Source organism: Mycobacterium numidiamassiliense, assembly GCF_900157365.1.
Classification (GTDB): domain Bacteria; phylum Actinomycetota; class Actinomycetes; order Mycobacteriales; family Mycobacteriaceae; genus Mycobacterium; species Mycobacterium numidiamassiliense.
In genome coordinates this window covers 1,050,746-1,070,630 of sequence record NZ_FUEZ01000004.1, presented here as the reverse complement: position 1 = coordinate 1,070,630, position 19,885 = coordinate 1,050,746, and the positions used below count along the sequence as shown (strand labels likewise).

General features: G+C 62.7%; 20 protein-coding genes and 2 pseudogenes. 13 read left to right on the top strand and 9 right to left on the bottom strand.

What is annotated here, in order from left to right:
• A complete protein-coding gene (locus MNAB215_RS13715; protein WP_077079342.1) occupies positions 1–1,026 on the bottom strand; it encodes an AurF N-oxygenase family protein in 1,026 nt (341 codons plus the stop codon).
• 245 nt (positions 1,027–1,271) lie between these two features.
• On the opposite strand from MNAB215_RS13715, the gene serC reads away from it, so the two are divergent.
• Positions 1,272–2,390: a phosphoserine transaminase gene (gene serC / locus MNAB215_RS13710; protein WP_077081996.1), complete on the top strand. Its 1,119-nt coding sequence runs from the start codon at positions 1,272–1,274 to the stop codon at positions 2,388–2,390.
• Between the two features lie 140 nt (positions 2,391–2,530).
• On the top strand, positions 2,531–3,301 hold the full coding sequence (gene sepH / locus MNAB215_RS13705) for a septation protein SepH (RefSeq protein WP_077079341.1): 771 nt from the start codon (positions 2,531–2,533) through the stop codon (positions 3,299–3,301).
• Here the strand turns inward: sepH and MNAB215_RS13700 are convergent.
• The 3 genes from MNAB215_RS13700 to MNAB215_RS13690 are packed head-to-tail and all read right to left on the bottom strand — an operon-like array spanning position 3,298 to position 4,831.
• Positions 3,298–3,582, bottom strand: coding sequence for a DUF2537 domain-containing protein (locus MNAB215_RS13700; RefSeq protein WP_077079340.1), 285 nt, complete (start codon positions 3,580–3,582; stop codon positions 3,298–3,300). The genes sepH and MNAB215_RS13700 overlap by 4 nt on opposite strands.
• Entirely contained in the window at positions 3,579–4,403 is an 825-nt protein-coding gene (locus tag MNAB215_RS13695; RefSeq protein ID WP_077079339.1) for a TrmH family RNA methyltransferase, read from the bottom strand. The genes MNAB215_RS13700 and MNAB215_RS13695 overlap by 4 nt, the downstream gene beginning before the upstream one ends.
• Positions 4,400–4,831: an Rv0880 family HTH-type transcriptional regulator gene (locus MNAB215_RS13690; protein WP_077079338.1), complete on the bottom strand. Its 432-nt coding sequence runs from the start codon at positions 4,829–4,831 to the stop codon at positions 4,400–4,402. The genes MNAB215_RS13695 and MNAB215_RS13690 overlap by 4 nt, the downstream gene beginning before the upstream one ends.
• Positions 4,832–4,931: 100 nt before the next feature.
• On the opposite strand from MNAB215_RS13690, the gene MNAB215_RS13685 reads away from it, so the two are divergent.
• Positions 4,932–5,213 carry a DUF2530 domain-containing protein gene (locus MNAB215_RS13685; protein WP_077079337.1) on the top strand — a complete coding sequence of 94 codons (282 nt, stop codon included), beginning with the start codon at positions 4,932–4,934 and terminating at the stop codon, positions 5,211–5,213.
• A 176-nt stretch (positions 5,214–5,389) separates the two neighbouring features.
• Here the strand turns inward: MNAB215_RS13685 and MNAB215_RS13680 are convergent.
• A pseudogene (locus MNAB215_RS13680) lies at positions 5,390–6,172 on the bottom strand (DUF3027 domain-containing protein); the annotation flags it as partial.
• Positions 6,173–6,288: 116 nt separating this feature from the next.
• Between MNAB215_RS13680 and MNAB215_RS13675 the strand changes: the two are divergent.
• On the top strand, positions 6,289–7,956 hold the full coding sequence (locus MNAB215_RS13675) for an MFS transporter (protein ID WP_108637622.1): 1,668 nt from the start codon (positions 6,289–6,291) through the stop codon (positions 7,954–7,956).
• 14 nt (positions 7,957–7,970) lie between these two features.
• Positions 7,971–8,444 carry a DUF2771 domain-containing protein gene (locus MNAB215_RS13670; protein WP_077081995.1) on the top strand — a complete coding sequence of 158 codons (474 nt, stop codon included), beginning with the start codon at positions 7,971–7,973 and terminating at the stop codon, positions 8,442–8,444.
• An 8-nt stretch (positions 8,445–8,452) separates the two neighbouring features.
• Here the strand turns inward: MNAB215_RS13670 and MNAB215_RS13665 are convergent.
• Positions 8,453–8,953 (bottom strand): annotated as a pseudogene (locus MNAB215_RS13665) (glutathione S-transferase C-terminal domain-containing protein); the annotation flags it as partial.
• Positions 8,954–8,965: 12 nt separating this feature from the next.
• Here MNAB215_RS13665 and MNAB215_RS13660 point away from each other — a divergent pair.
• Together MNAB215_RS13660 and MNAB215_RS13655 are read left to right on the top strand one after the other, a co-directional pair.
• Positions 8,966–10,504: a recombinase family protein gene (locus MNAB215_RS13660; protein WP_165691571.1), complete on the top strand. Its 1,539-nt coding sequence runs from the start codon at positions 8,966–8,968 to the stop codon at positions 10,502–10,504.
• 2 nt (positions 10,505–10,506) lie between these two features.
• Complete coding sequence (locus MNAB215_RS13655; RefSeq protein ID WP_077079333.1) at positions 10,507–11,019, top strand: DUF732 domain-containing protein; 513 nt, start codon at positions 10,507–10,509, stop codon at positions 11,017–11,019.
• A gap of 835 nt (positions 11,020–11,854) precedes the next feature.
• Here the strand turns inward: MNAB215_RS13655 and MNAB215_RS13650 are convergent.
• The gene (locus MNAB215_RS13650) at positions 11,855–12,730 is read right to left on the bottom strand and encodes a hypothetical protein (protein ID WP_131829120.1); all 876 of its coding nucleotides are present in this window, start codon (positions 12,728–12,730) and stop codon (positions 11,855–11,857) included.
• 123 nt (positions 12,731–12,853) lie between these two features.
• Here MNAB215_RS13650 and MNAB215_RS29470 point away from each other — a divergent pair, with 123 nt between their 5' ends.
• From MNAB215_RS29470 to MNAB215_RS29465, 4 genes are all read left to right on the top strand, one after another.
• Positions 12,854–13,228: a hypothetical protein gene (locus MNAB215_RS29470; RefSeq protein ID WP_131829119.1), complete on the top strand. Its 375-nt coding sequence runs from the start codon at positions 12,854–12,856 to the stop codon at positions 13,226–13,228.
• 795 nt (positions 13,229–14,023) lie between these two features.
• Positions 14,024–14,428 (top strand): hypothetical protein, encoded by a 405-nt coding sequence (locus MNAB215_RS13640; RefSeq protein WP_131829118.1) that lies wholly within the window; start codon positions 14,024–14,026, stop codon positions 14,426–14,428.
• Positions 14,429–14,510: 82 nt separating this feature from the next.
• Positions 14,511–14,699, top strand: coding sequence for a hypothetical protein (locus tag MNAB215_RS13635; RefSeq protein ID WP_077079329.1), 189 nt, complete (start codon positions 14,511–14,513; stop codon positions 14,697–14,699).
• Positions 14,687–15,037 (top strand): hypothetical protein, encoded by a 351-nt coding sequence (locus tag MNAB215_RS29465; protein WP_131829117.1) that lies wholly within the window; start codon positions 14,687–14,689, stop codon positions 15,035–15,037. The genes MNAB215_RS13635 and MNAB215_RS29465 overlap by 13 nt, the downstream gene beginning before the upstream one ends.
• 480 nt (positions 15,038–15,517) lie before the next feature.
• On the opposite strand, the gene MNAB215_RS29460 is transcribed toward MNAB215_RS29465, so the two are convergent.
• The gene (locus MNAB215_RS29460) at positions 15,518–16,942 is read right to left on the bottom strand and encodes a carbon-nitrogen hydrolase family protein (protein ID WP_131829115.1); all 1,425 of its coding nucleotides are present in this window, start codon (positions 16,940–16,942) and stop codon (positions 15,518–15,520) included.
• A 68-nt stretch (positions 16,943–17,010) separates the two neighbouring features.
• Between MNAB215_RS29460 and MNAB215_RS13620 the strand changes: the two genes are divergently transcribed.
• Both MNAB215_RS13620 and MNAB215_RS13615 read left to right on the top strand, forming a co-directional pair.
• The gene (locus tag MNAB215_RS13620; RefSeq protein WP_077079326.1) at positions 17,011–18,483 is read left to right on the top strand and encodes a MarR family winged helix-turn-helix transcriptional regulator; all 1,473 of its coding nucleotides are present in this window, start codon (positions 17,011–17,013) and stop codon (positions 18,481–18,483) included.
• 278 nt (positions 18,484–18,761) lie between these two features.
• Complete coding sequence (locus MNAB215_RS13615; RefSeq protein WP_108637766.1) at positions 18,762–19,019, top strand: hypothetical protein; 258 nt, start codon at positions 18,762–18,764, stop codon at positions 19,017–19,019.
• 14 nt (positions 19,020–19,033) lie between these two features.
• On the opposite strand, the gene MNAB215_RS13610 is transcribed toward MNAB215_RS13615, so the two are convergent.
• Positions 19,034–19,696 (bottom strand): S1 family peptidase, encoded by a 663-nt coding sequence (locus tag MNAB215_RS13610; protein WP_077079325.1) that lies wholly within the window; start codon positions 19,694–19,696, stop codon positions 19,034–19,036.
• Between the last annotated feature and the right edge of the window lie 189 nt (positions 19,697–19,885).

Below are 19,885 nucleotides of genomic sequence, written 5' to 3'. Positions count from 1 at the left end.
CTAAGCGGCCGGCGCGGCGACGAGGTGCCGACGCTGCGGCTCACTGCGGTAACGCGACGGCTTGCCGTTGATCTTGCACAGCCGCCACATCAGGCGCGCGGAGCGCGTCTCCATCAGCCCGGTGTCGTGGGCGAGCATCCGCACGTCGCCGAACATGTCGCTGAGCCACTTGCGCGATTCCGGCGACCGGAAGAACAGTTCCTTTTTGACCGAACGCGGGATGTCGAACTCGCGCCAGAATGACTTGGGCGGCACCACAATTGCCCGGCACAACGCCTTCATCGTCAGCGGCAAGTACAGCGCGGTCCAGAACCGCTGCCTCGTGGTCAACTCCGGCAGGCGCTTCCGCAGGAATTCGTGGGCGAAGGAGATGTGCCGGGCTTCCTCGGCCACGTGGATCGCCATCACCCGTTCCATGATTGGGTGAAGCGACTTGCCTTCGCGCAGCACGTTTTTCTGCGTGTGGTCGATCGGCTCCTCACCGGCCAGCACTCCGATGAAGAACAACACCGGCAGCGGCCCGGCCACCAGCGGAACCAGCGGCGAAAGCCACTTCAGTAGCCGCGGCATGCCAGGGACATCGGCGCCGATGCGGTTGACCATCTCCTGGAACATCATGGTGTGATTGCACTCTTCAACCGATTCGTGCAGGCAGTACCGATATTCCGGGGAGCCGTTCGGCACCCAGAAGGTGTAGTTCATCAGGCCGCGGATCAGGATGGACTCGAAGTGCAGTCCCACCTTGGCGACGTTCGCCTGCCGCCACATGCCGATCTTGATCTGGCGTTCTTCGGACTGGGCCTGGTACCACGGATGGCGGCCCAGCGGGTCGGTCGCCGGAAGGATCCACCGCGGATCGTTCTCGGTGACGGCAAACTCCGGCGATTCCCAATCAATATCGGTGTACGGGTTGAAGTTTCGCCGCACCGACCCCTCGGACAGTGTGGCAAGCATGTCAACGTACTCGGCGTCGTCGCGGACTTCCATCTTGCTCCGCCAGCGCCGGACCATTCGCGTCCTAGCCATACCCAAGCCTCCCCCACGAGGTTTACATTTGGACGTCATATGTCTAAGACGGTACCGCAGGTACCGGGCATTATCTAGGGGCGTCTCCGGCGCTGTGTCCTGACCAGTGGTCAGTGTTTTCGTGTGGGCTGACTCACACTGAATCGGCGCCCCGGTTCGTCCATCCAGGCGTTTTGGGGCAGCTGCGACGGCGCACGCCGGGCCGCTGTCTCGCCCGCTCAGGTCCCCTCACTACCCTGATGGGCATGGCTGACCAGCTCCTGATTCCCGCTGACATCAAACCCCGCGACGGCCGCTTCGGCTGCGGTCCCTCGAAGGTCCGGCCCGCGCAATTGCAGGCGTTGACCACGACCGCCGCCGATCTGTTCGGCACCTCGCATCGGCAGGCTCCGGTCAAGAATTTGGTGGGCCGCGTTCGCAAAGGGGTGGCGGAGCTTTTCTCCGTGCCGGACGGTTACGAGGTCATTCTGGGCAACGGCGGCGCGACGGCGTTCTGGGACGCGGCCGCGTTCGGGCTGATCGACAAGCGGTCCCTGCACCTGTCGTTTGGCGAGTTCAGCTCCAAGTTCGCCTCCGCGGTCGTCAAGAACCCGTTCGTCGGCGACCCCATCATCATCAAGTCGGATGCCGGCAGCGCGCCCGAGCCGCAGTCCGATCCGTCCGTCGATGTGATCGCATGGGCGCACAACGAGACGTCGACCGGGGTTGCGGTGCCGGTCCAGCGCCCGGCGGGCTCGGGCGACGCTCTGGTCGTCATCGACGCGACGTCCGGCGCGGGCGGCCTACCGGTCGACATCGCCGACACCGATGCCTATTACTTCTCGCCGCAGAAGAACTTCGCCAGCGACGGCGGCCTGTGGCTGGCCGTCATGAGCCCGGCCGCGCTGGCCCGGGTCGAGGCGATCGCGGCGTCCGGTCGCTGGGTTCCCGACTTCCTCTCACTGCCGATCGCGGTCGAGAACAGCCTGAAGGACCAGACCTATAACACCCCGGCGATCGGGACGCTGGCGCTGATGGCCGAGCAGCTCGACTGGTTGCTGGGCAATGGCGGCCTGGATTGGGCGGTCAAGCGCACGGCCGACTCGTCAGGGCGGCTGTACTCCTGGGCGGAAGAGCGTTCCTACACCACGCCATACGTCGCCGACCCGGCGCTGCGCTCCCAGGTGGTGGGCACCATCGACTTCGTCGACGACGTCGATGCCGCGGCGGTCGCCAAGGTTTTGCGGGCCAACGGCATCGTCGACACCGAGCCGTACCGCAAACTCGGGCGCAATCAGCTGCGAATCGCGATGTTCCCCGCGGTGGACCCCGATGACGTCAGCGCCCTGACCCAATGTGTCGACTGGGTCGTCGAGCACCTATAGCGCGGCGCCGATGCGGGCCGGGACGGCCATCCGCGCGCAAACCGCCCAGCGTGTCAGCACAGGTTATGGGCGTGAGCTGGATTAGAGTGCGCTCAGTGACGGGTCGTCGCTGACCTGCACGAAGCCTGCGAGGAGAAGCCATGCGGGAACTCAAAGTGGTTGGGCTCGACGCCGACAGCAAATATGTCATCTGCGAGGGTGATAACCCCGGGGATCGGTTCAAGCTGGCTGCCGACGATCGACTGCGGGAACTGCTGCATGGCGACAAGGCATCGCCGGAGCAACCCCAGCTCGACATCGAAGTCACCAACTTGCTGAGCCCCAAAGAAATTCAAGCCAAGATCCGGGCTGGTGCGTCCGTTGAGCAGGTGGCCGCGGCGTCGGGCTCCGATCTCTCGCGGATCCGCCGGTTCGCCCACCCGGTGTTGCTGGAGCGCTACCGCGCCGCCGAGCTGGCAACGGCCGCGCACCCGCAGCTGCCCGACGGCCCCTCGGTGATGACCCTGCTGGAGACCGTGAGCACAGCGATGGTGTCTCGGGGCCTTCCGACCGACGGACTGAGCTGGGACGCCTGGCGCACGGAAGACAACCGCTGGACGGTGCAGCTCGCCTGGAAGGTCGGCCGGTCCGACAACCTGGCACACTTCTGCTTCGTCCTGGGAGCCCACGGCGGCATCGTGACCGCGCTCGACGACGGGGCCAGTGAGCTGATCGACCCGAACTTCGAACGTCCGCTGCGGCCCGTCGCGCGGGTGGCTCACGTCGACTTCGATGAGGTCTCCAAGCCGGCAGTCAGCCAGCCCGCGGCCAGCGAGTCGCGCGAGCAGCCGGTGCACAGCCGACGGGGCCGCCCGGTCATCCCGGCGTGGGAGGACGTGCTGCTGGGAGTGCGCTCAGGCGGGCAACGCTAGAACGCCAAGGCGAGCAGCGCCAACCACCCGACCGTCACACCCACGCCCGCGCCGAGCACAAACCAGCGCAGCACCGGCTTGTGCCGCCATCCCCACAACGTCGGCGCCAGTCCCCCGGCGGCGACGAGGTTGAGCCCGACGGCCAGCAGCACATGTACCTGAACCAGGCCAAGGGTCAGCACGACAATCGCGGCGGCGGTAACCGCGGCGACAAATCCGGCCACCGTGAGCCCGGTCCCCCAGGGCTGGGCCTGGGCCCTCTGGCCGTGTGTGCCGGTCACGGGTCGAGCCTAATGCGCTCGTAGAACGCCAGGGCCGCAGCCGTCGCGACGTTGAGCGAGTCGGTTCCCCGCGACATCGGGATCCGTACCCGCAGATCGCTCAGCCACAGGGCGGCCGCGGTCAGGCCGGGCCCCTCGGCGCCGACCAGCACCGCGACGCGGTGATCGCGGGCCGCCGCCATCGCCTCGGCCAAGGCACTCGCTTCGCTGTCCGGGGTCATCGCCAGCAAGCGGAATCCCCGCTCCTTCAGCATCACCAGATCGCCGGGCCAGTCGGTCGCCCGCGCGAACGGCACCAACAACGCGTGCCCCATGGACACTCGCACGGCGCGACGATAGAGCGGATCGGCGCAGCCGCTGCCGAACACCACCGCATCCACGCCGAGCCCCGCCGCGTTGCGAAAGATCGACCCGAGGTTCTCGTGATCGTTGACGCCCTCGAGCACGGCGACGGTGCGAGCGCCGTCGACGACCTGCGCAACCGACGGCTCCGCTACCCGCCTGGCCGCGGCCAGCACGCCACGGTTGAGGTGGAATCCGACCACCCGCGCCATGACGTCGGCGGAGGTTCGATAAAACGGCGCTTCGGTACCGGCCAGATCGTCTTTGAGCTCGTCGAGCCTGCGGTCGGTGCCCAGCAGGGCGTGCGGGGTGAATCGCGATGCCAGCATGCGCTGCACGACCAGCACGCCCTCGGCGATCACCAGGCCTTTGCCGGTCGGCAGGTCGGGGCGACGGTCGATGCTGTTCAGGGCGCGGAAATCGTCGAGCCGCGGATCGTCGGGGTCGTGAACGTCCTGGATATTTACGGCGTCACTCACGGGCTTTCGTCGACCAGGGCCAACATCAGGTCGGCGGCCTCGCGCAGGACGGCGACCTTGTCGCTGTCGAGCGTCGCGAGCCGCTCCGCGAGCCACTCCTGGCGGGCACGCCGGGCCGCTTTGACCAATTCGGCACCGGACTCCGACACCGACACCAGCACCTGACGGCCGTCCACCGGGTGCGGAGCGCGGTCGACGAAGCCCTCGTCGGCCAGGGACGCGATCACCCGGGTCATCGACGGTGGCCGCACACGTTCGCGAATCGCCAAGGCGCCGGGCGTCATCGGGCCCTCGTTGGTCAACGTCGCCAATGCCGACAGCTGCGAGAGGGACACCGGCGACGAGGGGTTCCGGAAGCGTAGTTGGCGGGCGAGCCGCATGACGGCCAACGACAAGTCGCTGGCCAAGCGCGCATCGCTGTCAGGCATGGCGCGAGGTTACATCGGAACCCGGGAAATCGGGATACGAAACGACGAAGGGCAGCCTTCGCGCTCGTCGGCCCCGGCGCATCGGGATAGATTGATCGCAATGAGCGCCGCACCTCGCCGCAGTCCCGAGCCGCCGCCGCTACCGCCGGCGCTGCTGCGGGCCTGGCCGTTCATCGTGACCGGGGCGCTGGGATGGCTGGCCGCTGCAGTTGCCGCGTTTCTGGTACCGACGCTGGAGAGTTGGCGTCCGATAACGCTGGCCGGGCTGGGTACCGGAGTGCTCGGGACCAGCATCTTCTTGTTGCAACTCGCCGGTGCCCGCCGCGGCGACCGTGGGGCACAGGCCGGGATGGAGTCCTTCCTCAACCGGCCGACTGGCTAGTCGGAGGAATCCGCTTCCGGTTCCGGTGACTCTGTCGCAGGCTCCGCGGGCTCGGTCGATTCCTCGGAGTCCGACGCTGCCTCCGCGGACGCGGGTGGAGCTTCCTCCTCGGACTCGGGTGGCGCCGCCTCCGCGGACTCGGGCGCTTCCGGAGGCTCCGAGAGCGCTTCCGGAGGCTCCGACGGCGCTTCCAGGACGTCGAGGACACCGTCGTCGAACGGCTCATACATCGGCGAACCGATCCCCGCCGGCGGCGGGGTGTCGGAGTGGGCGCCACAGCCGTACTGCTTGTCGACGACATGGCCGTCGGCGGACAGTTCGTTGCCGCATACCCCGAACATCGCGCCCAGCGATCCGGCGAGCGGCAGGAAGAATCCGCAGTCGCGGCAGACGCGTTTGGTCGACCGCGCCATTGCCGAGTCGGGACCGAAGTCGCCCGTGTGCCAGCGGTCGGCAGCCTCGGTGCGGCCCCAGAGGCCCATCACCCAGCGCCGGCCCAGCCCCACTTCGGCGGCGACCTCGTCGACCTGCGGATCGCCGCTGGCGGTGTAGCCCGGGACCAGTCGCGGGTCGTCGGCCGTCGGGGCCAAGAAATCTCCGGGACTCAAATCCCCCGGGCGCACTCGTTGCTCCCAAGGCACCCATTCGGGCGCCAGCAGTGCCGTCGGGCCCGGGACCAGCACCACTTCGCTGATCGTGGCGTGATCGGCGCCGGGGTAGGCCGCGACGACCGCGGCCCACTGCCACCCCTGGTAACCCGGCAGGTGGGCCAGGAACCGGTGCGTGGCGGTGTCCGGATCTTCGTAGCTGACGCCCAGGTAGTCGCCGACGGCTTCCACGCCGCTGAACTCTTCGACGGCGGCCCTGGCCGCGGCGACCGCGCCCGTGAGCACCGCGGCCAACTCGTCGGGCCACTCGCCCACGGTTGCCACGGCGGATTCGTCGTTGGGTTCGGTCACGCTTTTCCTCTCTGCATTGCGTCTCTCATACTAGGTTGGCGAGCCACGCCCTGTTGCCCGGCGGCATAGGCGAGAATTGATTTGTGTCTGGACGGCGGCGTGATGATCCGGGCCGCGTGGCCCCGAACTCAGGCCGCCGGACCCGCAATGGTTCCGCGAATCAGCATCCCGGCATGGCCAACTACCCGGCCGGCGACTCCGATCAGCGCCGGACGCGCCGGCCGTCGCCGATGCCCAGCGCGAACCGCTATCTGCCGCCACTGGGTCAACAGAAAAACCCGAATCGCGACAGCGCGCCGCCGCCGCCGCCGCCGCGGAGTGCCCCCTCCGGCGAACGGATCACCGTCACCCGCGCCGCGGCCCAGCGAAGCCGCGAAATGGGTTCGCGGATGTACTGGATGGTCCAGCGGGCCGCCACCGCCGACGGAGCCGACAAGTCCGGCCTGACCGCGCTGACGTGGCCGGTAGTGGCGAACTTCGCGGTCGACTCCGCCATGGCCGTCGCACTGGCCAACACGTTGTTCTTCGCCGCTGCCAGCGGGGAGAGCAAATCGAAAGTGGCGCTCTACCTACTTATTACGATCGCACCGTTCGCGGTAATCGCGCCGCTCATCGGTCCGGCGCTGGACCGGTTGCAGCACGGCCGACGGGTCGCGCTGGCATTGTCATTCGCGCTGCGCACCGTGCTGGCGGTGATATTGATCCTCAACTATGACGGCGCCACCGGCAGCTATCCGTCGTGGGTGCTCTATCCCTGCGCGCTGGCGATGATGGTGTTCTCCAAATCGTTCAGCGTGCTGCGCAGCGCGGTGACACCGCGGGTGATGCCGCCCACCATCGATCTGGTGCGGGTCAACGCGCGGCTGACCATGTTCGGCCTGCTCGGCGGCACTATCGCCGGCGGGGCCATCGCAGGCGGGGTGGAGTTCGCCTGCACCAGTCTGCTGAAGCTGCCCGGAGCGCTGTTCGTCGTCGCCGCGGTGACGGTCGCCGGTGCCCTGCTATCCATGCACATACCGAAGTGGGTCGAGGTGACCGCGGGCGAGGTCCCGGCCACCCTGAGCTATCGCACCGAGGGCGAGCGGCCACGCCGTAGTTGGCCCGAGGAAGTCAAGAAGGTCGGCGGCACACTTCGACAGCCGTTGGGCCGCAACATCATTACCTCGCTGTGGGGTAACTGCACCATCAAGGTGATGGTCGGCTTCCTGTTCCTATATCCGGCGTTCGTCGCCAAGTCGCACCAGGCTGACGGATGGGCTCAGCTCGCGATGCTGGGCATCATCGGCGCCGCGGCCGGCATCGGCAACTTCGCCGGCAACATGACCAGCGCGCGCCTGAAACTGGGCAGGCCGTCCGTTCTGGTGGTGCGCTGCACGGTGGCGGTGTGCGCGGTTGCCTTCGCCGCCGCGGTCGCCGGCAACCTGCTGATGGCGGCGATCGCCACCCTGATTACCTCCGGGGCGAGTGCGATCTCGAAGGCGTCGCTGGACGCGTCGTTGCAGGACGACCTGCCCGAGGAATCGCGGGCGTCGGGGTTCGGGCGCTCGGAGTCGACGCTGCAGCTGGCGTGGGTGTTGGGAGGCGCGCTGGGCGTCATGGTCTACACAGATTTGTGGGTCGGTTTCACCGCTGTCAGTGCGCTGTTGATCCTGGGGTTGGCGCAGACCATCGTCAGCTTCCGCGGCAACTCGCTGATCCCGGGCCTCGGCGGCAATCGGCCGATCATGGTCGAACAGGAGGGGACGCGCCGCAGCGGCAGCCGACCCGCGGCGGTGCCGAAGTGAAACGCCGCACCGCCATGTTGCTCGCCGTCGTGGTGACGCTATCGGCAGGACTGGGGTTCGGCACCTGGTTTCTCGTGCGCCCGCACGGTCCGCAGCCGCTGGAGATCAGCGCTTATTCGCATGGGCAATTGATACGCGTCGGACCCTACCTCTACTGCAACGCGCTCAACCTCGACGACTGTCAGCAGCCGCAGGCCCAGGGGCAGCTGACCGTCTACGAGCACTATCCGGTGCAACTGTCGGTGCCCGAAGCTATTTCGCGTGCGCCCTGGCGGCTGCTGCAGGTGTATGAGGATCCCGCCAATACCGCCACCACCTTGTTTCGGCCCGGCACCCGGCTCGCCGTCACCATCCCGTCGGTCGACCCCCAGCGTGGTCGGCTGACCGGAATAGTGGTGCAACTCTTGACGTTGGTGGTCGACCCCTCGGGTGAACTGCGTGATGCCCCGCACGCGGAATGGTCAGTGCGGACCGTCTTTTCGCGCTGACCGTCGACTCATGCTCCGTGCCCGGCCGGCACTCGCTCGCCGTCGAACGGCGGCCCGGGCGGCTTGCCGTCGCCGAAAGGCCTGCCCCCCAACGCTTCTCTCCCATGCGGGGAAAGCCAGTTAGCGAGGTCCGGGCCTTTGGGCACGATGCGGGTTGGGTTGATGTCGGCGTGGACGATGTAGTAATGCTGCTTGATTTGGACGAAGTCGACGGTGTCGCCGAAGCCCGGCGTCTGGAACAAATCACGCGCATAGGCCCATAGGACCGGCATCTCCGACAGCTTGCTTCGATTGCATTTGAAATGCCCGTGATACACCGGGTCGAAGCGGGCCAGTGTCGTGAACAGCCGCACGTCGGCCTCGGTGATGGTGTCGCCCACCAGATATCGCTGGTTGGTCAGGCGGTCGCTCACCCAATCCAGCGCGGTGAACAGCCGGGCGTAGGCGGCTTCGTAGGCCTGCTGCGAGCCGGCAAATCCACAGCGGTACACGCCGCTATACATGCGCGTAATATGGTTGTTATGGCCACCCGTGCCGGCAGATATGCAGGCATGCATTTCGCTATGTACCTGCGCCAGAGCCTTGCGGCGGACGGCAGCGAGATCAAGGTCAGTACCCAGCGCAAAGACCTGACCGAGTTGCTGACAGCGGAGGGCGCAACGTGGGACGAGTTCGTGGACAACGACGTCTCCGCCACCACCCACATGCCGGGCAGCAAGAAGAAGCCCAAACCGCGCGGCGGCGACTACGTCAGGATGATCAAGTTCATCGAGGCCGGGAAAGCGCGCACGCCGGGGAAGCGGTATGCCGGCATCGCCCCCTGGAAGTCAGACCGGCTGTACCGGGAGCACCGCCAGCTGGAAGACCTGATCGACCTGGTTGACGACAGAGGTCTCCACATCCTCACGGCAGGCAGCGGCAACATTGATCTGTCCACCCCTGAAGGTCGCGCGATGGCCAGGGTGAGCTGCACGTTCGCGCGCATGGAGATGGAACAGAAGTCAGTGCGCCACAGAAGCGAGAATAAGCGCATGGCCGAAGAGGATGCGCGCCCCAGCTGGCCCAGCCGACCGTTCGGGTACGACGCCGAAGTCGACCCCGTGACGAAGAAGTGGTGGACGATACGCAGGGACCACACCAAACGGATCGTCGCAACCAACACCATCCGCAAGCACGCGACAGAGGCCAAGTTCGTCCGCGAGGCGTACCGCAGGTTCAACGCCGGTACCACACTGCGCACGATCGCCACCGAATGGAATAAGGCAGGCATTAAAACACCGAAAGGCAACACCTGGTCGGGTGCTCAGGTTCGAGCCCTATTACTGAATCCGCGTAACGCAGGACTCAGGGAATACAACGGCAACGTAGTCATGGTGAACGACAGGCCGAAGAGGGGAACGTGGCCACCGCTCGTAAAGCCGGAAACGTGGCAGCGCGCCGTGAACAAGCTGAAGGACCCTAGCCGTGACACGGGCGCGCCACGGGCGCGTAAACACTTGCTGTCAGGCATCGCGCGGTGTGGCCGGGAGGGCTGCGGCGCTCCCCTGGGCTCGGCCATCAGCAGCCGTGGCCAACGCCAATACGCGTGCAACAGATGCCAGAAGATCTCCCGCGACGCCGACAAGCTCGACGAAATGGTGATCGCGCGCGTCGTCGGCTGGCTGTCCCGCGAGGACGCCGCAGACCTCCTCCGGCCGCCGATAGACCCCGTGGATGCAGAGTCCTTGCGTGAGGAACGCCAAGCGTTGGAGGCGAGGCTGGAACAGCTGGGTAGGGAGTTCGCCAAAGCCAGCCCCCAGTTCACCAAGGCCGCGCTGGAGGAGATCAACGGCAGGCTGGCCGAGATCAAGGCGGCTCTCGAAGACCCCGGCAAAGCGCAGATTTTCGAAGACGTGATCGGCGCAAAAGATGTACGCAGAGCATTCCTCAAATTGGACCTCGGCCGCAGGCGCACCATCATCAACGCGCTAGTAACCGTCACGGTCAACACCGTCGGTAAAGGCACTGGCGCGGTATTTGATCACAGCGCCATCGACATATTGCCGAAAGAGGACAAGTAGCGATGGACGAGACGATGCGCGGCCCAGCATGTGAAGCCGAGACCGTGCGCATCGCCCAGGCCGAGTCGAATTGGCCAGCCATCTCCCGCGTTATGGGCGCGGCGCTCGCCTGCGGTGTAGGCGGAGTCGCCGCCGCGCTGTTAATCCGCCAGCCTGGTCATGTGGCCACAATTCAGGCCCCCCCAATAGCCACCTATGTGGTGACTGCGTCGGCCACAGCCACGGTTACACGCGCCCCAGCGCTACCCAGGCCCCAAGCTAAAACCCCCGACGACTTATTCGTCGCGTTATTGCCTGAAGACAATTGGGACACCGCCAGCTGGAACGGCTACGACCGCGCCACAGCCATAGCGACGGGTAAAGAGCAGTCCGAATACCTCGCCAGACCCGGAGCCACCCTGGATTCAGCTACCAGAGCGTTCAGAGTCAAATACCCAGACACCACCACTGACGACACCGCCAGGAGTTGGATACGGGATGCAGCCCAAGCATTTTGCCCGCAGGAGATGCCATGAGGAGGCATGCTCACGGTGGTGGACGGAGAGGCTGGCGGAACGCCGGGCACCCACACTTATCAATTTGGTCGCGCACATACTGCGCATTACGCGTTGATCTAGTACCGCCACATTCACCAGTACCGTCGACGTGCGAGTCCCTCGGATGCTCACACCGGCAGTATTCGGCCATCTCAGCTCCTCGTGTCGACGCTGATGCTAAAGCTCAGAGCCGACAAATTTCTGTAGCGCGGACGAGTATTTGCGTCCAAGCGCAGTCTTAGCACGCTAACTCAGGAAAGCATTCCTGATCAGTTCCTTAACCCTGACTGGGGTACTAAGACATTGCGGGGGTACAAACTGCCTGCTCCGCAAGTGGCGGAGGGCGGCCCTGCACACTTTGCCCGTAACACGCATCGCCTGGCCTGGCCTGGCCTGGGACTAGTTACTACAGCGGGAAGCCGAGACTATCTAGCGTGAACCTAGCAGCCGCCAATGCCATTGTTGCAGTTGACGACTGGGGTGGCACAACCCGAAGCTGAGACGCTGGCGAAAGCAAGCATGAAGGCCAAAGCGACTTTACTTGCGATAGTTTTCATGTGCTCCGCCTAACCAACCCGGGCCGCCACCTGCCGCCTCACGCAAAAACTATAAGCGACTAACGTGTTCCAAGCATTCGCCTAGTTGAACGCAGGCTGTTCAGCGGAGAAAATGTCCGCCTCGCATGGATACGACTGCGTGGTTGGCCAGTGGCGGCGCCAGGCAACCCAAACTTTGCCCGGGATAGGGCCGACGGCCGCCTAGGGAACCCGGGTGGAGGGTGAATGTCGCCATGACCTAGGTGGGGTCGTCAAGGTCATGGCGGGGTGTCAGTGCCCTTGAGCGGCACCTTAGGGACAATTACGATGCCAGATTTCCCGCCCGACATAGTCGCAGCACTGCACGCGGGGGTCGGCGGCATAACCACGATGGGTTTGGTCAGATCTCCGCCGATGGCAACACCGTCGCGCTCCTGGCACGATGCCGGTACATCACTTGGCGCACTTATAAAGACGCGTACGGGGATCGGTTGAGTGATGACATTGCTCGGCTTACTATCTGGAGGGCGACCGGCGATTCCAGAGACTGCGAATAATATCACGCTGACAATAAAGGCGATGGAACCTTTAGAGAATCGTCGTATGAGACGATCGTAAGCGTTCGATAGATCCCGATAATGTGCGGCCTCTTCTACAATATCAATCTGCCGCTCAAGTCGCTTTAATTCTGCCGCCAGATTTTGGTCATCTGATTTGTCCTGGCACTCGCTATCGGCTGTTTTCCACGCAACCAGAAGATCGTGAACGGTATCGTAACCTCCAAGTAAATAACTTTTCCGATCGATGATCCACTGAACTTTCAGATTCATTTCACCGCTGAGTCGAACATTGATATCCCCCGCATCAGCGTCAAACTCTGCCCTATCCAAGTCCGTAGCCATTGGGCGAGGAACGGTGAGCACTCTGGCCGTTTGAGCGAGCAGGATCAGTGTTAGTGCCAACCCAAGAATGACCGCTGACGCGGCCAGTACAACCCCAAGTACGCTTCGTTTGGAATAGTCCACGAGTTGCGCCCCCGCGATGATGGCGGCAACGACGGCACCAGCCGACGCGATCAGCCACCGTAGCGTGGCGCGGAGGTTCTCGATCGAAGCGCCGAAGTGGGATCCGACCAGTTCGGGAGGGTCATCCACGTCCATCCTCCTGGTGTCTGGCAAATGTAGTACACTCTCTGACAAATGTAGTACACTTGCCGCAGGGCCACCAGTGCTGCGACTGTGCGCGCCTTGGGCATCAGTGGAGGGGAGGTCGATCGAATGGCCGTAGAGGACGAAGTGGGGATTGCGCAGGTTCATCTGTATACCATGCGGGAATTAAACCAGGATACTGCTGGCACCATACAGCGGATTAATGAGACAAATACGCCTGGAATTATTACTCGTCACGGACGCTTTGTGGCAGTTATCCACCCTCTTGCGAACACGCCGATCGAGTCGGTGGCGATTGCAAATGCTCTTAAAGACATCGAGACGCGGAATCAGCTGGTCGGAGACTCTACGGTCGGAAAGATATACAGCGCTGAAGAAGCGGCGAATGAACTCAACCTGACGGTGGATGTGCGCGAGGCTAGCCTAAGAGAACTTGGGCCGCACAAATCAGACAGGCGCAGTCCTCGGCGGCAAGACCCTTAAACTCCTCATCCTCCGGTGGTATTTCACATCATGTGGCGAGCCAGCTCTAGATTTGACATAAATGCGACAACCATAAGCGCTGGATGCGGGAGGCGGAACCGGATCATCTCATTGTCGGTCGCCCACCGATAGATCGAGACATAATTAGCCGCCCCGTCAGGCTCGTCCTCGCTGAGATGTTCCCAGGTCAGATACCAGTCGATTTGGTCTCGCCAAATGGCGCGTCGCCACATAAGTCCGGACTGGCCTTGGACGTAGTCCTCAATCGGATTCGACACGGTGACTGCCTTGAGCTCGCAAGCGTTGATTCGCTTAATCTCAGCTAGAGACCAAGATGGGATACGCAACGAGAGCGCAGAATCGATAGCGGAATCGGAGTAGCGAACATCGCCGACTGCCACGGGGAAATTAGATCACGGCTGTTCGCCCGAATCCATAGGTTCTGCCGGTCATCTACGACTATTGCGCGGCTATCGGGGCCGGGTTCCAGCAGTCGATCAAGTGATCGATCGCGCGCATACACCGGCTCCGCGATCAGTTAGGGCATCCTGCGACTTTGAGGCGTACCGCTTCCATTTGAACGGCCCGTACCCCATGCGGGTATGCCTTGGACCCAGGCACATACCGCGCTCACCCCAGGAACCCGAACCCGCCTGCCATCCGCTCCAAATTCCTTGTGCCGCAAGCATATTCACAGAAAAGTCCTCATCAGCGAACTACCGAACCGCCGTCAATGCACCTAAAATTGCAGGTAGCGGTGGCAAAATGCAGCCGCAAACGAGAGAGGTAGCAACCATGACCGCAGCAGTTAACCCCCAAGCACCAGCCACACCGGCACCACGGGGATTGCGCGCAGCCAAGAAGGAACAGGCCGCGAAAAAGGCACCCGCCAAGCGCGTACAGGCGAAGGCCAAGGCAACCGTCACGCCGATCGCCAAGCCGGAGAAGGTGGTGAAGGAGAGCAAAGTGTATGAAGCCACCGGACGATCAGGCCAGACGGTCCGCAGGAAGTTCGCCAGCACGGCCACGCATGGCGTGTGCGTAGCAGATCGAGATGGACGCACCTCGCGCGCCAAGCAAGGCCAGGTTTGGAAGCTGTTCTCGTCCGAGGCACTGGCGCAGGCATGGGCGACCAAGATGCACGAGGCCCACGGTTACGACTGCGCGGTTGTTCCGGCCACGGAAGTCGTCGTCAAATGATCGCGCTGTTGATCGCGCTGGCGGGTATCGCGCTGGCCGTCGCCATGTTGTTGGTCGGCATTCACCGTCTGGTGCAACGCAAGTGACCACCAAGTACGCGAAGTCGTTGACCGAGTTGCCTAGCGACTCGGTCAACGACCTCTATCGCTACGCCTGCCGCCGTTGGGATGAAACCCAAGACGAGATGTACCTGAGGATGGAGGACGCAACGAAGGAGGAGCTGTGCAAGCGCGCGGAATCCAAGGAGGAGCAACAGCAATGCGAATTATAGGTATAGCGCTGGCGCCGGCTATAGCGGCCGGTGCCGCGGTGTTGGCCATGCCGCAGGCTAGCGCCAGGCCGGTACCCGGGTATCCGCCGTGCAACAACCAGCCGAGCTTCGACTACCTCATCTGGGAACGCAGGCCTCGGCTAATGGATAGCGCGTTTGAGATTGGTGACACGGGTCCGCATTGCACGTCGTCGTTGGACGGGTGGGCGGCGTCGCAGCCGACGGGTACGGGTTACTGCTCGAAGATCGCGTTGTCGTCCGACAACCCGGGATACGACACCGAGGCAAGACCAGCGGCACCGTTGAGGAAAGTCATCGAGGCGGTTGGTGACTGCTGATGAAATGTGTTGCTCGCGATAGTCCTGGGTGTGTGTTGGCTGGTGTGCGCGCTGGTTGCCTCGGGGGTTGCGGATGGGAAGGGGCGCAACGGGTTCGGCTGGTTCCTCGCAACGTTGGTGTGGCTTGGCCCTTTGGGGTTGGCCGCTGCGTTGGTGGTGGAACCTGGGGAGCCACGTGCGTCCGGACGTTCGGCATTGGTTGACGCCGAGTCGCGCGGCGAGTACGACGCTGACGCCCGTGGGTTGGGTTGGGCCATCCGGTCGTTTTTCAGCGGGTAAGAAGTAAGAAGAGAAGAGGCCAGCTCCTGGCTGTGGACTGCGTCAGCGGCTGCGGAATTCTTGCCTTGGAAACGAAACTGGCCCCGGACGAGGCCATACAACCGTCAGCCCGCTGGAATTGTGCGCCGAGCCTTTGTGGCCACCCGGTCTCTCAGTCGGGCGCAACCATCCAGAACGTTGGGGTCGGCGCACTGTTCGTGCCTATGTAAGCGGCACTTGGAAATACGAGATCTTTTCCGGGTCGGGATCGAAGGGACTTATTTCTACGGCCAGGCTCGTGTAGCCAAACGCATCCTTGGGCCACGCGGCCAAAGACGTCCCATAATCACAAGCCTTGAAGTTGGCGAGTATATCGGCCGGTACAGGTACTGCGCAGCTGTTACTAACAATTACGCTCGCGCCTAAACTGAGGACGTCGTCGACTGCAGCCTTATGTTCCCAGAAATGCCGCCTGATAGGCTCGGAGAAAATTGGAACGAATATTAAGGTGGGGCCATGCTCAAGGAGATTGGCTACCTCCTGAATCACCCGACCATGATCCTCGCATATGAGTATCGCTACTCTACCGGCCCGCAGGTCACGGATTCGACGGGTTGTCCCCTCGGTCATGCCTTCAACCAGATCTTGCTTGCCTAAATAACTGTCCAATTGCCAACGAAGGACTGTGTTAGTAGACATATCAAACGGTCGCAGCTTATCTTGCTCCATAACTTCGTCGCCGCTCTGGCTCAAAAGCATTGCTCGGTTGGGCGGCAAGTGGCCGCTCGGGTTCGACCCCACTTTTCCTGATCCCGCAAGAAGCCATCGAGGGCTGCAACTGCGCGCCCGAAGGTTGGCTTGCCATGCACTTAACAAGCTGTTATTGAGCGCTAACTCAGGCAGGATGGCGAAATGGATATTCTTCGACGTAAGTTCGTCGAGAATCCTATTCATCCGATCTTCCCAGTAATTAGCAGTTTCACCCGGCTGAATAGAATAGTATCGCGTGTCCGGCGGAGCGAAAAGGCCGTTTTTGATTTCCAGCTCTTTGTATTTACCAAGAAACGGGACGCAAGCGATCTCTATAGCATCAGTGCGACGTATTTCATCAATAGTCATGTCATGTTGCGGAAGGACTAGCGCGTAGTCGATGGGACTTGCGGGCGAATCCTCGACGAGCAAGAGATGTTCAAACTCTTCTTTCAGACTTTCCGGATTTCCGCGTCCGCGAACGGGAATGGCCCTACGAGGTAAAACCCGTCCGGGAGACGCCGCCCCGTCATTTAGTCGGTTGTCTGCCCATAGCCTTGCCCGGTACCTCCAAAGCTCGTCCCGGTCGTCGCTCTTAAACGGGTCGAGTCCGGTGAACCCTCGATCTATACCGAGCAATAAGACAAACGCTTCCTGTACAGCGCTCATTCGGTCGGCGGAATGTAGCAGATTGGCGATGATCTCATCCACGAGGTTGGCAGGCACACCGCCGCTATTAGTGACCGCATCGGAGACCGCTCTTATGTCATCAACTACACCGGGGTCTGCCTTCCACTGCGCTCGCTTCTGGCGCGGCGGATAGTTGGCTGGCTGAGCTAGCAGCGGCAGCACTCGGGCAAATGCGTCGCAAGCATCGGTTATCACAACACTTGACATACGTTTGACATCCTCTGATACTGGAGGTCGTATTGCTGTTGAGACCCTAACCGGCTGCGGGGTGCGTTGTGAGTGCATTTGAGAAGTACGCGGACGAACTGAGTGCCGCGCGGACGCTAGCTGTGGACGGAGCCGACGAAGGTGCCGATAACACGCGCTCGCGGCGACGATCGCGATTCCAGGAGCTTATCGACGCTGGCCTGGTCGGCCTGCAAGATGGCTCCCTCAACCAGCGATGGTTTCGTGGGGTTGCCCACCTGCTGGCCCTATCTATTGCCCAGAAGGACGAACCGGCTTTGCTGTCAGCGGAAACTTCGTTACGCGACTTGTACTTGCTAATCGAGGCTGCTGATGAGGAACCGATGGACGGCAACAGGCGGTTGAACCTGGGCCAGGATTTCACCGCCGCCGGGCTAGAGATGGCTCAGGCTGGGCTTGCGGCTGTGGGCACTGAAGTGAGTGCCGACTTCGTAGCCGGAAGCTCCCTGCGTAAGCAGTTTCTATCTACAGTTGCGGGAACGCCCGACATCGCCGGTAGATCCCTGGCGACTGTCCTTGGCAAAGAGGGTCACCCTCTGGACGAGGGTCAGCTGAGCCGCGTCGCCAAGGGGTTAAGCGATCGAGGACTCGTCGATCGACGCAAAGTCGGGCGGAGGGTCCTTTGGCGTTTGACTCCCCGGGGTAACCGCGTTCTTGATTTGTTGAAGCTGGCCCCTGTCGCATCCCTCCAATCTGAACTTGGCGAAAACCATTCATCGCAGGACCTGGCGATTTTGTTGGCCGAGTTCAAACTTGAGGCTTCTCCCGAGCCTTGTGAGGCCAGAGTAGGTTCAGCGAGCTTTGTCTCTATTTTGCAACCAGATGGGTCGTTAGATCTTTTCATTGAGGACACAAATCTTGACACAGATATGCTCGGGATCGTGTTGAGGCAATCGGAGCGCGCCTTCTACGGTCGGTTCACCGATGGGTTCGTACACTTCGAACGAATCAAACCAGGTGTCTACTACGGAACTCTGACGAAATTGCATAACGTTGCCGGGTCCGAGCTAGTGGACGTAGAGACGCAAACACCGGTATATGCCACAGCTTTTTCCGCTCCGACGGTAGCGCAGGATTTCAGGACTGCGGATGGAGCATTGCATGTGGAAATTCAGGTCCGTCCGGATCAAGCGGTGGAGGCGGCGTTCGAGACGACAGCGTCGAGATGGGCAGGCGAGGCCGCCGTATTGCAATGGACGCGTGAGGACGGAGTAGACGAGACGATCATCGCGCCCCTTTCCGAGGTAGGCGACGGGATATGGCGCGGGTCGGTGCTCTTGGAAGGCGTAGGCGAATCTGGGCAGTTCCAAGTTCCCACAGAGCCCATGTTTTGGCACGATTTGCCTGCGTACGACGACATGGCTGGGATTGTTACGCGCTCCATTTCCGCTGCAAGTGACTTCCCGGAAGCGCTCTCCGGTTGGTGTCAGGTATGTGAGCAGTTGGACGAGCCCGTGCGATCTGAAGCTACTGCCACTCTTCAGGAATACGGTTACTGCTAAACCAGGTCCACACGCGGTCGGAGTCTGGTTGCGGGAAACGCTCTGAGACGTGCTGACGAGCACTTCGACGCGGTGATGGACCGACTTCCATGAACGCCTTAAGAGAGATTTCGAGAAGCTCCGAGTGTCGCGCACTGGGCGTGGGAAAGCAGCGTCGAGCTAGCGGAGGAGTGGCGGCAATCGCTCGGCCTTGAGTTCGACTACAAGTCTCGGGGTCGCCCCCGCCACTGGATACTCGTGCAGCCTGGGGCAGCGGCAATAACGCGAGACGAGTGAAGGTGAAGGACGATCCGACCGCCGAAGAGATCAACGCCTGGCTGGATGATGTTGAGCCGGACCGGAAGGATGCGCGGGACGCCACCCATTTCCGCCGCATCGTCGCCGCGACCGAGGCAGTCGGTTCTGCGTCGGCCGAGTTGGACGATGTTGTCGCTGCTGCCCGCGCGGCGGGCGACACCTGGGCGATGATCGGTGCTGCGCTCGGCGTATGCCAACAGGCGGCATACCAGCGGTTCCGTCGAAGCGAGCCCGATTAGAGCCGAGCCCACTCTCATGCAAGCGCGCGCTTGATAGTCGACGCGTCGATCACATGACCTATGCCTGCCGGGCCGATCGGCGGATTGGGGTCCGCGGGCGTCGGCTCCCACAGAGGCGCGGTCATGTTTCGAACTATGACCCCGGCGAATCTCCACTGCTTGGTATCGGCCTCAAAGAAGGCTAGAGGTCCACCCGAGAACCCCGGATTGACGATCGCATCGATGTAGAAGATGGCGACACTGTCATCATCGGTCTCCCATGCACTGAGAATGCACCGCTTGACGAATGGCATGTTCTGGACCGTTCCTCTTGGCCGCAGGCCAAGACTATGTGGGTACCCGAGAATAAAGGCGTCCTGACCGTAGACGAATAGGTCAGAGTTCAGCGGCACGTCGACCCCCACTTCGACGGGGCTGCTGCCCATAGCAAATATGGCGAAGTCGGCAGTAGGCACAGCGTTCATGCCGACACGGCTGAGCGTGGGTTGATAGGCAAATCCGCCGTTGGTCGACGGATGCCTGATGGTTACTGTTTCTTCCGGTTCGTCGATGCAGAGGTGTTTTGCTGTAACGAGCACCTGGTTATCCCCTTGTCCGACAAGGAACGCGGTGCCGGGCTTAAGGCTTTCGCCGGTGAACTGGACCACGCGACCAAACACCGCCTCCGGGACGCCCATTCCGCGATTGTGCCCTAGTCATAGGGAGTTGAGTGCCACCGCTTGGCCGCGCCGCAGACGATCCAGCACAACGCAGGATCTTCGGGGGTCAAGTGATCGCATGAGGATTTGCCCCGCGTTTAGACCGTCTGACGTCGGCCGCAAGGAGCATGATGCAAAGCATGCCCAACGTCAGCCTGGGCAAACCCC